We start from the raw sequence: 11,976 nt of genomic DNA, 5'->3' as shown, positions 1-11,976 counted from the left end.
AGACGAATGATTTTAAAAGCGATTAACTTGAGTCAACGCTATGGCAGCTTTGAGGCTGTTAGGCAAATTAATTTATCAATACAAAAGGGTTCCTTAACGGCGTTGCTCGGACCAAACGGGGCGGGTAAATCAACCACGATGCGAATGCTGACGGGTTTGGATCAAGCAGCCGGTGGGGAAGTCGTTTATGCAGAAAAAACTAAGATCGGCGTGGTCTTTCAGAACAGTGTCCTAGACGGGGAACTAACTGTTCATGAAAACCTTGCAATTCGGGCTGCCCAGTACAAGGGAGTTCCTACAGATCGAATAGAAATCTTAATCCACGATTTAGGACTAACGTCCTTTGCTGATCAACGTTATGGGACATTATCCGGTGGTCAAAAACGACGGGTTGATATTGCCAGGGCATTGCTGAACAAGCCGGATATTCTTTTTTTAGATGAACCGACGACCGGTTTGGATATCCAGACAAGGCGGGCAATTTGGCACTTGTTAGCGGACCTGCAGAAAAAAGACCAGCTCACGATTGTTTTGACGACACATTACTTGGATGAAACGGACCAGGCTGATCAAGTTTATATCATCGATCACGGCCAGGTAATTGCCAGTGGGTCCTCAAAGGAAATTAAACACCAGTATGCACCGAGTCAATTGCGCTTGGAGGTCCATGCTGATGGACCAGAACGGTTGTTGAGCCAGGGCTATGACTTTGAGAGCAACCAAGGCGAGGGCCAGTTACTGATCAGGGGACTAACGGCTAGCGAAGTGATTGCCTTGCTGAGTCAAAATAAAGACGTCGTGACTGATTTTGAATACTTACAAGGCACAATGGACGATGCCTTTATTGCTTTAACCGGGCAGGAGGTGCGCTAATGTTTGCCTTAATGAAACGAAACCAATTATTGTATTTCCGTAACCGCAGTGGTGTGGTGATGTCCTTGATGGGCGCTCTGATTTCCTTTATTCTTTACATTGTTTTCTTGAAGAAGGGGATTAGTTCAGCTTGGACCGGTATTCCCCATAAAAATCAGCTCCTTGATACCTGGTTGATTGGTGGGACTTTGACTATTACTGGGGTTACAACAACGCTGACGGCCCTCTCACAGCTGGTGAAGGACAAGGAGACTCATGTCAGTGCGGACCTTTTCTTAACGGATACAAAGCCAATTGTCCGTCGTGCTGCCTATCTTTTGAGTGCAGCGGTTGTGGGCTTCTTGATGCAGGTAGCAGTATTTGCAGTGATGGCGGTTTATTTTATGATGGTTGATGGTCTGAGTTTGACGGTGGAAAGCTTGGTGGGCCTCGTTTGGGTCATGCTGTTAAGCGCTGTTCTATCGACGATTATGAATGCCTTGATTCTGAACCGAATTGAAACGGTCGATAATTTGTCAAAGGTGGCAACGATTGTCGGGACCGCCAGTGGCTTTTTGGTTGGTGGTTATATTCCAATCGGCTCCTTACCTGATTTTGCCCAGACAATGATGAAGGTGACCCCGAGCTTCTATGTGGCGACGCTTTTTCGCCAGGTACTGATGAACAAGACAATTTCATCCTCTTTTGCCGGACAGAGCACGGTCATCAAGAGCTTTGACCAAGAAATGGGTATTCGGGCCCAATGGGGGCACTTGTTGACGGGGCTGGAAAGCAACCTAGTTGTGTTAGGATTAATAGGAATCGGTTGTCTCTTATTACTGGCACAGGTTCTGCACGACGGTGGGAGCCAGGCGAAGACGAAATAAAATTTGTTGGAGAAGCTTAGTGGAAGTTCATTTTCGAAAAAATCAGCAAATGAAAACTGACCAGGTGGAGGTCACGGTAGAAGCGGTAGAAACTACCCAAGAGGTGACCAACTTGTTGGCTTATTTGCGGCGCTACCAATCGAGAGAAGCAGCTAATTCAGACGCAACGCTAAAATCGTCTGTCGTAATGGCTGACCAATCCCTGTTGGCGTATTCACAGGAGCTCACGGCCCACTCAGCAAATTCAAACTCAGATGAGAGTGGTGACCACTCGGCGCTTTCTGCCAAACAGGCAACGACGGCTCAATCCGGTATTCTCTCGGTCAAAACAGCCGATGAAATTATTTTGTTGAAGGTCGCTGACCTGATTTTGATTGATGTGGAAGCCGGTCAGCTCGTGATTACGACTACAAACCGGCAGGTTTTGGCGAAGGAGCGGTTAGGACATTTTGTTGACCGGTTGGGTCAGGCGAACTTTGTTCAAATTTCCAAGCACGCCGTGATTAACCTCGACCACTTGCAGTCGCTGTCAAACAGCTTTTCTGGGAATATGACGGCGGAATTGGCTGGTGGCAATCAGGCCTTAGTCAGCCGGCGTTACGTGAAGGCCCTGATGGCCCACTTAGGCCTATAGGAGACAAAATGAAGAAAATATTCTTAAAAATAATTCGTGGTATGGAATATGGTTCGTTAACCTACTTACTGGCCCTGCTGGTTTCTGTCCAGACAATTGAAATCACAACAAAGGATATCGTTGGCGTCTTGCTGATGAGTGCTGCGATTGGCCTATTAACTTTGATTTTTACCATTGACCGCCTATCTTATTTGGCGGCCATTATCATTCATCTGTTGGGGACCTTTGCCTTGGTCGTCCTTACGGATCGGTTGGCTGGTGTCTTCCATGGCATCTTAAACCTGAACTTTTGGTTGATTTTTGTGACCGCCTACTTGGTGATCTGGTTGATTATCAAGGTTGACCAGCAAACGCAGGTGGACCGAATCAATGCCGCCTTGAAAAGAACCCAGACAAAATGAAATCGGTGATTCGAGCAAACTGGTAAAGGAACTTTAAGCCCGAGGCCTAAGAGTTGTGGTGCTCCACGAGAACTTTAAGCCCGAAGCCTTGGGATTGCGGTCTACTACGAAAACCTTAAGGGCTGCCGCCTAAGGATTGAATAATAAGTCGACCGTACTGGTCGGCTTTTTTCGTGGCGCTCGTCAACTATCTCAGCCAAATCAAAATTGGTTCGTTTCAAACTTGTCACCAAGCAAGGCACCGTGACCGGCCCTCAGCCTACAAATATGGTAAAATGTTTGATAATGACAAACGCAATTACAATTAACAATTTGACTTATGGGTACCCAGACCAGGACCCACTCTTTCATGATTTTGACCTCGAAGTCCAAGAGGGCCAGTGGTTATCGATTGTTGGCCATAATGGATCGGGGAAATCGACGCTCGCCAAGCTAATCCTGGGCCTCTTAGAAGCCAACAGTGGTACGATTAGTATCTTTGGTCATGAGACACTGGCAGAAGCCCGTGCCCAGGTGGGGATGGTTTTTCAAAACCCAGATAACCAGTTTGTCGGCGCTACCGTCGCTGACGACGTTGCCTTTGGTTTGGAAAACCGCCAGGTCCCGTCTGAGGAAATGCCGAAGATGATTGAGGCAGTCTTGAAGCAGGTGGGGATGGCTGATTTTGCCGATCGGGAACCACACACGCTCTCGGGTGGCCAGAAGCAGCGAGTCGCATTGGCATCCGTTTTGGCCCTGAAGCCCAAGGTGATTATTTTAGACGAAGCAACGGCCATGCTCGACCCAGCCGGGAAGAGTGCTGTTTTGCAGACTTTAAAAGACCTGAAAAATCAGTATCAGGACCAATTGACGCTCATCGTCATCACTCACGATATGGCGGAGGCCGCCCTGGCGGACCGCGTGGTCGTCATTAACGACGGTCAGTTAGCCTTTGATCAACGGCCACAAGACCTCTTTGTCCAGGGACAGGCACTCAAAGAGCTTGGTTTAGACCAACCTTTTGAATCCCAGCTGTCTCAGGCCTTGCCAAAGGCCCCCAATCAGTATTTAACGAAGCAGGAGTTGGCAGCATGGCTATCAACATTGAAGGATTAAGCTTTCACTATGGCGCCGGGAAAAATGCCAAACAGATTCTCGACGATATCAATTTAACGGTTGAAGCCGGTCAGATTACAGCCATTGTTGGCCAAACTGGGTCGGGCAAGTCAACCTTGGTTCAACACCTGAATGCGCTCTTGTTGCCAAGTGGTGGACAAGTTGTGGTTGGCGACCAAGTTGTCACCAGCAAGACCAAGGAAAAGGCGTTGGGACCGGTCCGCGCGCAAGTGGGGATGGTTTTCCAATTTCCGGAAAATCAGCTTTTCGCCAGCACAGTTTTAGAGGATGTCATGTACGGCCCCAAAAACTTTGGCAAGAATGACGAGGAAGCGGAAGCCCTCGCGAAAGAAGCATTAATCCAGGTCGGCATGAAGGAAGAATTTTGGCAGCACTCGCCCTTTGACCTTTCGGGTGGACAGATGCGCCGGGTGGCGCTGGCAGGTGTTTTAGCAATGGACCCGCAGGCCATGGTTTTTGATGAGCCAGCTGCCGGTCTCGACCCCAAGGGCCAAGAGGAACTTTTGGACTTGCTCCAGGAGTTAAAGGCCGCCCAGAAGACGGTGGTCCTGATTTCTCACCAGATGGACCAGGTGCTAGCGCTCTCAGACCAAGTGGTCGTGATGCAAGACGGTCGCGTGGCGGCCATCGAAGCCCCCGACCAGCTTTTTTTGCGTGACCGACAATGGTTCTTGGACCACGCCTTGGACTTGCCGGAGCCAGTGGCTTTCGCCAAGGACCTCGAAGACCATGGTTATCATTTTGACCATTTGCCAAAATCAGTGGCGGACTTGGCCGAGCAAATTAAGTGCCAGGTCGATTGGGACCGGGTGACCATGCCAAATTCTTTGACGGGAGGTGACCGAGATGAATAACCTCGTGATTGGTCAATTTATTCCTGGCAAGGCTTGGCTTTACCGGGTTGATCCTAGAACCAAAATTTTGGTCACGGTAGTCTATGTCTTTCTCTTAATTTTTGCCAATACCTGGCCGGCCTACGCCCTTGCCACCTTGTTTTTGGCCCTAACGTTGGTCTTAACGGGACAAAGCCTGGAACTTTACTGGCGGGGGATTAAACCCGTGATGTGGCTTATCATCTTTACCGTCTGCCTCCAGCTCTTCTTTACTGGTGGCACGCCCGTCTTGTTCCATTGGCAGTTCTTAAAAATTACGTTGCCGGGCTTGATTAACGCCCTCTATGTAGTTTTGCGCTTTGTCCTGATCGTCCTGATGTCAACGGCGCTAACGCTGACGACGCCGCCAACGGCTATTGCCAGTGCCATCGAGTCGCTCTTAAAGCCCCTGAAGGCGATTAAGGTACCAGTTGCGGAACTGGCACTGATGCTCTCGATTGCTTTGCGTTTTGTGCCATTGCTGATGCTGGAAACGGATAAGGTGATGAAGGCGCAAAAGTCGCGGGGGATGTCACTGTCCACCGGGTCACTCATCAAGCGGTCGAAGGCCGTTTTACCCCTGTTGATTCCGCTCTTTATCGGGGCCTTGCAACGGGCGTTAGACTTAGCCAATGCCATGGAAGTTCGCGGTTTTGAATCTGCGGATAATCGGACACGGTACCGGGTCTTATCCTTTAGCAAGCAAGACTTAGTGGCTGCTTTGGGCACTGGATTGTTTGTCCTTCTTTTTATCGGATTACTATGGATCAATTAAACAACACTAGCAAGAAGGGAGCCGCCGATGCCGCGTTATCGTGCGATTGTCGCTTACGACGGGTCTGATTTTTTAGGCTTTCAAGTACAAAGTAAAAATGGGGTGGAACGCCACCGTACTGTTCAGGGAGAATTAATCAAGGCCGTCAACCAGATGGGCAAGAATCCTGCTGAACGAATTAAGGTTGTCGGGGCCTCACGGACTGATACGGGCGTTCACGCCAATGGTCAGGTCGTTCACTTCGACCTGCCTTTTAATATTCCGGGTGAGGGCGTCCGCAAGGGGCTAAACACCATTTTGCCCAGGGACATTTTGATTAAGCAGGTGGACCAGGTCTCAGACGACTTTCATGCCCGTTTTGCTTCCCACCAGAAGCGTTACTACTACCGGGTTTCGACCCAAGACTATGTCGATCCCTTTAAGCGCCGCTATACCGGCCACTTCCACTGGCATTTGGACCCGAAACGGATTGAGCAGGCTCTGCCTGATTTGATTGGCGAACACGACTTTGCCACCTTTGCTGCCTCTGGAAACCAGACGGCGACAACCGTCCGGACCATCACGAAGGCCGAAATCGAGGTCAAAGAAGACGAACACGAACTGGTCTTTACCTTTGAGGGGAACGCCTTCTTGTATAACCAGATTCGCATTATGGTTGGCGTTTTGCTGGAAATCGGCACGGGCCGGCGGGCTGTTGATGCCATTCCTGCTTTGATTGCTGCCAAGGACCGTGAGCAGGCGCGCTACACGGCGCCCGCAGCCGGTTTATATTTGGATGAAGTAGCGTATAATAGTTTGTGAGTTAGGATAATTTTTCGCTTTAAAAAATCAGCTTGCACTTTTGCTGGCTGATTAAGTGATGGTAGTCGACACACGGAGGTTAACATGACATTATTTGAAGAATATATTCAGGCTGCTCGAGGATTGATTTTTGTGGCAACGGCCAAGGATGATCAACCAAGCCTGCGGATTATGGGCTTTGCGGCTGATCCGGACCGCCCCAATGTTTGGTACCTGGTTTCACAACCAGATACGGCGAAGATTGCCGATTTGGACCAGAACGCCAAGGTGGCTATCATGACGCCTTTGAATGAAAACGGTGCCCGAATCGAATCCAACCAAGTGACCATGGTGCGTTCCAAGAAAACTTGGCAGGATGTGCAATCTTACTTTACCAACCCTGTTTTCTTGAAGAACCACCCACACCCTGAAGAAGAAGTGTTGTTGGAATTAACCTTTAAGTCTGCTCGTTTAGCCGCCTATGCCGGTACTGAAGTAGTAACTTTTGCTTAATTAGCGGGTCGATAGCCTACAGCCAAGCAGTAACGGTGTTAGTAGCGAAGGCCAGGCGATTAATCGTAATTTTTTTACCTTTAAATTCAAACAACAAAAAGCCCCAACCGATGAATCACGGTTGGGGCTCCTTTTTTATCAGTGCTGCCAGTGAACTGAAAAGTTTATTGAGGAGAAGTAGGGTCGTGGCTAGGCCGACGGTTTACTAAAGGAGATGACGGGGAGAAGAGTATGGGACTCCAATTTGTCTTTGTTAGCAAACTGGGCAGCGTTCGGGTAGCCAGTGTTCTCGATTATTGAATCCGGATTTTGTCGATAGCAGAAGTAAACCAATGCACACCCACATTACTCAGCATGTTTTTTTGCGATATCTACCTGCTTCATCAGGATGTGTTTAGCATTGGTATTTGTAATCGGTGTGCTTGGTTGAGCGACCTTGGTGGGGGCTTGCTGCTGCTGTAAGGGGCTAGGCCCCACTGAAGCAATGGCGGTGTTACCACCAAGGACGATTAAGCTCATTAAGACGATAAAAATCCAGAAGGGTTTTGTTTTCCATATATCTCTAAGATGTAGCATACGGATTCCTCCTTTAAAGGTACTATAACACGACTGTGACTTATTTGTCACATTAAATTAAATGCTTTGTAACATAATGTTGAAAATTAGAATTCTTTGGGCTCTTTGCTGAAGAAAATGGGCTTGAATAAAACTGATTTTTTTGATGTAAAACCAGCAAGAAAATCGGGAAAATAATTGACAGTGCCGGCCTTAATGGATATAATAGTTGTTGGTATTGTTTACCTCACGATAAGCCCCGGAAACTTATTGTAAAAGTTAGGTAAGGAACGACCTGACATGTAAACAACTAATCAAAGGAGCGCGCCATGCGTACAACATTTTTAGCAAAGCCTAGCGAAATCGAAAAGAAGTGGTACATTATTGATGCCAAGGACGTCGTTTTGGGACGTTTGTCAACAGTAGTTGCTTCTATTTTGCGCGGTAAGAACAAGCCAACTTTCACACCTAACGTTGATATGGGTGACAATGTCATCATCATCAATGCTGGTGAAGTAAAGTTGACTGGTAAGAAGGCAACTGACAAGATTTACTACCATCACTCAAACCACCCAGGTGGATTGAAGGAACGTACTGCCGGTAACTACCGTCAATATGATCCAGAAAAGTTGTTGGAATTGTCAATCAAGGGTATGTTGCCTAAGACATCTTTGGGACGTAAGCAAGGCTTGAACTTGCACGTATACGCTGGAGCAGACCACAACCATGCTGCTCAGAAGCCTGAAGTACTTGACATCAACAAGTTGGTCTAAGAAAGGAGTGCCGATAATATGACTGCAGCAGTACAATATGCCGGAACTGGTCGTCGTAAGAACTCAGTTGCTCGGGTCCGTTTGGTTCCTGGTAACGGTGCCATCACTATGAATGGCAAGTCAATCGAAGACTACATTCCTTTCCCTAACTTGCGTGAAGTTGTTTTGCAACCATTCAACGCTACAGATACATTGGGTAACTATGACGTTTTGGTTAACGTTAATGGTGGTGGTTTCTCTGGTCAAGCTGGAGCCACTCGTCACGGTATCGCCCGTGCCTTGCTCACTGTTGACCCAGATTTCCGTTCTGCATTGAAGCAAGCTGGTCTTTTGACCCGTGATGCTCGAATGAAGGAACGTAAGAAGCCAGGTTTGAAGAAGGCCCGTAAGGCTTCACAATTCTCAAAGCGTTAATCTTTACATTATCGTTTTACGAGAACATGGAAAAGCACCAACCGATTGCGGTTGGTGCTTTTTTGTCGTTCATTTAAAGTAATAACTGGTGTTGGTAAAAGCTGGACGATTATTTTTACCCAATTAGAATATATTTTGTTGAACGTCCGACACCAGTCATCTGAATTTTATTCGCTTCTCTCAATTCCAGTAAGGCTCTTTCAATCGTCTTTTTACTGTACGTCGGAATAAGTGAAATAAGTTCGGATTTTGACAGGGGCTTTAATTGATCCTGCAATGTTTGTAGAATGAGCTCTTCTGCAGACGTTTTATCCTGTTCTGAAAGAGTAATTCGCTCGTTTAATTCACGGTATGCTTGCAGTACGACGCTTAAAAAGTAATTGAGAAACGGCGCATAATCGTTAGTATTTTCATGCCAGCCTGTAGAACTATTTTCTAAAGACTCGTAGTAATCATTCTTTGTTTTTTCAATTAGTGCTTCGATACTGATATATTTGCCCACATCAAATTGTGACTGATACAGGGTTAACAGCATTAATAAGCGCGACATGCGTCCATTGCCATCTCTAAAAGGGTGAATCGAAACAAAATCAAAAATAAAGGCACCGCAAAGGAGAATCGTGGGGAATTTATTTAGTTGTTGTGCTTCATTGTAGTCAGTACAGAGCTCTTCAATCAGTGTGGGGGTCATGTGAGCTGCAGGCGGAGTAAACCTGACTTTGGTTGAACCATCAGCGTATTGCGTGATGATTTGATTATTGATGTCTTTGAAATGACCGCCCCAAGTACTTTCTGTAAAACTAAGTAAGCGTTTGTGTAGGGTTAAAATCGTATTCCCAGAAACCGGAATGTAAGGGTAACTTTCATGGATAAGTTCTAAAACATCCCTGTACCCAGAAATCTCAGCCTCGCTTCGGTTATGCGGTGAGGTTTTCTTTTCAACTAATTGCTTCAGCCGGGTATCACTAGTGTAGATGCCTTCGATTCGATTAGAAGAATCTGTACTTTGAATTTTTGCAACTTCGACTAAACGATCTAAAATGGGTGTTTTTACTTTGTTTAAGCCAGTGAGTTTACCACGTAATTCAAAAATCTGATTCATTTTGTTAATCATTTCTGGAGAAATAACAAGGTGATTGAGTGTTTGATAATCAAAATTTTTCAATGTCACTTTCTCCTTTCGATGTCATTTTATGCTTTTTGACATCGAAAATCAATTAATGGGTCGAATAGATTCCGTCATTATGATTTAGCTGACTTGTCATTCATATTAAGAAAAATCGATAAAAAAATATAAAACTAGTCTAGGGTTGTAGCCCAAATTTGCCCATAACAAAAACCCCAGAATTATGTTTCAATTCTGAGGTTTCATATTATTTATTTATCTATTCAATGATGAAAGCTTAGTCAGCTGACAATGCATCGATTGGGTTCAACTTAGAAGCTCGACGGGCTGGCAGCATAGCGGCCAACAATGAAATCAAGATTGCTAAGACGAACGCTGTCGTCACATTGCCGACAGTAATTTGAACGAAGGCGTAATCAGCAGTGCCCTTCAAGGCAGCGTTGACCCCAGCTTCGGCCAAGAAGGCCAAACCAGTAGCAAAGACTGCTGAAATCAGACCAGTGATCAATGATTCAGTAATGAACAACCATTGGATATCACCCTTTGATTCACCGATGGCACGGAGAATTCCGATTTCCTTAGTCCGGGCAGAAACTGACATGTACATCGTGACGATAATCATCAATGCTGAAACAATCAATGAGATACCTGCAATGGTTGCCAAAACGTTAGTTGCCAAGTTGACGTAAGTCTGAGCTTGGTCAATGATGCTCATAACAGAAGAAGTCTTGTAAAGGCGGTTAGAAGAACCATCCTTGATGTCGTCAATCTTCTTCGTGGTTGCCTTGACGTTGTCCATATCGTCAACCTTCAAGCTCAATGTGCTTGGGGCAGTTGATAAGCCGGCTTTTTCCATGGCTGCTTCGATTGTCCGTGTGCTTGTAGAAGCTTGCGGGATACCTTGGCTGTTAGCCTTTGTCACACCAGAAATCTTAGCAGTGAATGTCACGGGAGTAGCGGATTGCCCATTTTGGACTTGGTAAGTCAAAGTGACTTCCTTACCGATGGCATCCTTGTAGTTACTGAAGCCAAGACGCTTTGTCACGGTTGTTTCATCTAAGAGGACTTCATTAGTCTTCGGAGCGCGACCGGCTTTGATTGAGTCGATTGTGTTTTGTGAGGTCCAGTTGGTCAATGATGTGACGGTTGTTGACTTGCCATTGTAGGTTGTATTGACATTGGAAGCGTTATAAGAGTTTTCAACCTTTGACACGTGGGAAGCGTCTTTGATTTGCTTAATTTGGTCAGCAGTAAAGGCTTCCGTGCTGCCACCACCAAGAAGGGTGGCAGCGCTTGATTCGCCGTCAGTTTCTTTACTATAACGAGAAACGGTGACTGACTGTGGGTTGGCTACCTTGGCAATCTGATCACCAATATAGCCGGAAATTCCATTTCCAAGTCCTGAGAACAAGACCACGGCAAACAAACCAATGGCAGTTCCCAAGATAATCAATGAATTGTGCTTGATGTTGTACTTAAAGTGCTTAGCGGCTGTTCGCATACTAGCCATCAAAGGCAATGGACGAGAACCAAGCATTTCTTTATCGGCCGTTTCAAAGGCTGGCTTGAGACGCTCGTCAGACTCGATTTGGCCATCAGCCAAACGCACAATTCGCGTACCGGCATCGGCAACGGCCTGTGAGTGGGTAACGGTAATAACCAAACGACCTTCTTTGGCGATGTCGTTTAATAATTCCAATACTTCGAGCGTATTTTCGGCATCCAAGGCACCGGTTGGCTCATCGGCAATGATGACCTTCGGGTCAGAGGCCAAGGCACGGGCGATGGCTACTCGTTGCTTCTGTCCACCAGACAGCTGATTTGGATACTTTTTGATTTGCTTTTCCAAGCCAACTTTTTGCAAGAGTTCCTTGGCGCGGTCTTCACGTTCCTTCTTGTTTAGCGTCGTCATGTCTAATGAAACTAAGACGTTGTCTAAGACGGATAAGTGTGAAACCAGGTTATAGGACTGGTAAATGTAGCCAATCGTTTCTCGACGGTAACGGTCCAATTCCTTTTCTTGCTTGTGGTCGAGCAACTTGCCCTTGACTAAAACTTCACCAGAGAAGTTACGGTCCAGCCCACCAATGATGTTCATCAGTGTTGACTTACCACCACCTGATTCACCCAGGATGGAAACGAAGTCGCCAAGGTCGAAGTTTAAATCGATGCCTTTTAAGACCGGAAATTCTTCCTTTCCGAGGAAATAGGATTTCCTAATGTTCTTTAATTCTAAATATGCCATACGTGTCCTTTCACAATAAACTTTAATATTGTT

The 11,976-nt window shown here is 46.5% G+C and carries 14 protein-coding genes; 11 read left to right on the top strand and 3 right to left on the bottom strand.

The window, feature by feature from the left end; all coding sequences use genetic code 11:
* The first annotated feature begins 6 nt into the window (after nt 1–6).
* From AABI20_RS04105 to AABI20_RS04065, 9 genes are all read left to right on the top strand, one after another.
* Complete coding sequence (locus AABI20_RS04105) at nt 7–873, top strand: ABC transporter ATP-binding protein (RefSeq protein WP_047975000.1); 867 nt, start codon at nt 7–9, stop codon at nt 871–873.
* Nucleotides 873–1,739 (top strand): ABC transporter permease, encoded by an 867-nt coding sequence (locus tag AABI20_RS04100; protein WP_288846873.1) that lies wholly within the window; start codon nt 873–875, stop codon nt 1,737–1,739. The genes AABI20_RS04105 and AABI20_RS04100 overlap by 1 nt, the downstream gene beginning before the upstream one ends.
* A gap of 19 nt (nt 1,740–1,758) precedes the next feature.
* Complete coding sequence (locus AABI20_RS04095; protein WP_338346855.1) at nt 1,759–2,373, top strand: LytTR family DNA-binding domain-containing protein; 615 nt, start codon at nt 1,759–1,761, stop codon at nt 2,371–2,373.
* An 8-nt stretch (nt 2,374–2,381) separates the two neighbouring features.
* Nucleotides 2,382–2,774, top strand: coding sequence for a DUF3021 domain-containing protein (locus AABI20_RS04090; RefSeq protein ID WP_047974998.1), 393 nt, complete (start codon nt 2,382–2,384; stop codon nt 2,772–2,774).
* A gap of 285 nt (nt 2,775–3,059) precedes the next feature.
* Nucleotides 3,060–3,869: an energy-coupling factor transporter ATPase gene (locus AABI20_RS04085; RefSeq protein WP_288846877.1), complete on the top strand. Its 810-nt coding sequence runs from the start codon at nt 3,060–3,062 to the stop codon at nt 3,867–3,869.
* Nucleotides 3,845–4,744 (top strand): energy-coupling factor transporter ATPase, encoded by a 900-nt coding sequence (locus tag AABI20_RS04080; protein ID WP_338346852.1) that lies wholly within the window; start codon nt 3,845–3,847, stop codon nt 4,742–4,744. Before AABI20_RS04085 ends, AABI20_RS04080 begins: the two co-directional genes overlap by 25 nt.
* Nucleotides 4,737–5,537: an energy-coupling factor transporter transmembrane component T family protein gene (locus AABI20_RS04075; protein WP_047974995.1), complete on the top strand. Its 801-nt coding sequence runs from the start codon at nt 4,737–4,739 to the stop codon at nt 5,535–5,537. Before AABI20_RS04080 ends, AABI20_RS04075 begins: the two co-directional genes overlap by 8 nt.
* A 27-nt stretch (nt 5,538–5,564) precedes the next feature.
* A complete protein-coding gene (truA, locus tag AABI20_RS04070) occupies nt 5,565–6,338 on the top strand; it encodes a tRNA pseudouridine(38-40) synthase TruA (RefSeq protein ID WP_288846881.1) in 774 nt (257 codons plus the stop codon).
* An 84-nt stretch (nt 6,339–6,422) separates the two neighbouring features.
* Nucleotides 6,423–6,830 carry a pyridoxamine 5'-phosphate oxidase family protein gene (locus AABI20_RS04065; RefSeq protein ID WP_168778928.1) on the top strand — a complete coding sequence of 136 codons (408 nt, stop codon included), beginning with the start codon at nt 6,423–6,425 and terminating at the stop codon, nt 6,828–6,830.
* Between the two features lie 345 nt (nt 6,831–7,175).
* Here the strand turns inward: AABI20_RS04065 and AABI20_RS04060 are convergent, their stop codons facing one another.
* Nucleotides 7,176–7,406, bottom strand: coding sequence for a hypothetical protein (locus AABI20_RS04060; protein ID WP_288846883.1), 231 nt, complete (start codon nt 7,404–7,406; stop codon nt 7,176–7,178).
* Between the two features lie 308 nt (nt 7,407–7,714).
* On the opposite strand from AABI20_RS04060, the gene rplM reads away from it, so the two are divergent.
* Nucleotides 7,715–8,158: a 50S ribosomal protein L13 gene (rplM, locus tag AABI20_RS04055; RefSeq protein ID WP_059393906.1), complete on the top strand. Its 444-nt coding sequence runs from the start codon at nt 7,715–7,717 to the stop codon at nt 8,156–8,158.
* 18 nt (nt 8,159–8,176) lie between these two features.
* Entirely contained in the window at nt 8,177–8,572 is a 396-nt protein-coding gene (gene rpsI, locus AABI20_RS04050; protein ID WP_047974990.1) for a 30S ribosomal protein S9, read from the top strand.
* A 115-nt stretch (nt 8,573–8,687) separates the two neighbouring features.
* Here rpsI and AABI20_RS04045 read toward each other — a convergent pair whose 3' ends face one another.
* Nucleotides 8,688–9,737, bottom strand: coding sequence for a Fic family protein (locus AABI20_RS04045; RefSeq protein ID WP_338346849.1), 1,050 nt, complete (start codon nt 9,735–9,737; stop codon nt 8,688–8,690).
* 238 nt (nt 9,738–9,975) lie between these two features.
* Nucleotides 9,976–11,943, bottom strand: coding sequence for an ABC transporter ATP-binding protein/permease (locus tag AABI20_RS04040; RefSeq protein WP_338346847.1), 1,968 nt, complete (start codon nt 11,941–11,943; stop codon nt 9,976–9,978).
* Nucleotides 11,944–11,976 lie beyond the last annotated feature (33 nt).

The organism is Fructobacillus cardui, assembly GCF_963580785.1.
In the GTDB taxonomy this organism is placed as follows: domain Bacteria; phylum Bacillota; class Bacilli; order Lactobacillales; family Lactobacillaceae; genus Fructobacillus; species Fructobacillus cardui.
Note: the sequence above shows the minus strand (reverse complement) of the source record. Positions and strands in the feature narration are given on the sequence as shown.

Coding starts and splice junctions, on each gene's coding strand:
- AABI20_RS04105 (WP_047975000.1), top strand. CDS start 7: ATGATTTTAAAAGCGATTAACTTGAGTCAACGCTATGGCAGCTTTGAG.
- AABI20_RS04100 (WP_288846873.1), top strand. CDS start 873: ATGTTTGCCTTAATGAAACGAAACCAATTATTGTATTTCCGTAACCGC.
- AABI20_RS04090 (WP_047974998.1), top strand. CDS start 2,382: ATGAAGAAAATATTCTTAAAAATAATTCGTGGTATGGAATATGGTTCG.
- AABI20_RS04085 (WP_288846877.1), top strand. CDS start 3,060: ATGACAAACGCAATTACAATTAACAATTTGACTTATGGGTACCCAGAC.
- AABI20_RS04080 (WP_338346852.1), top strand. CDS start 3,845: ATGGCTATCAACATTGAAGGATTAAGCTTTCACTATGGCGCCGGGAAA.
- AABI20_RS04075 (WP_047974995.1), top strand. CDS start 4,737: ATGAATAACCTCGTGATTGGTCAATTTATTCCTGGCAAGGCTTGGCTT.
- truA (WP_288846881.1), top strand. CDS start 5,565: ATGCCGCGTTATCGTGCGATTGTCGCTTACGACGGGTCTGATTTTTTA.
- AABI20_RS04065 (WP_168778928.1), top strand. CDS start 6,423: ATGACATTATTTGAAGAATATATTCAGGCTGCTCGAGGATTGATTTTT.
- AABI20_RS04060 (WP_288846883.1), bottom strand. CDS start 7,406: ATGCTACATCTTAGAGATATATGGAAAACAAAACCCTTCTGGATTTTT.
- rplM (WP_059393906.1), top strand. CDS start 7,715: ATGCGTACAACATTTTTAGCAAAGCCTAGCGAAATCGAAAAGAAGTGG.
- rpsI (WP_047974990.1), top strand. CDS start 8,177: ATGACTGCAGCAGTACAATATGCCGGAACTGGTCGTCGTAAGAACTCA.
- AABI20_RS04040 (WP_338346847.1), bottom strand. CDS start 11,943: ATGGCATATTTAGAATTAAAGAACATTAGGAAATCCTATTTCCTCGGA.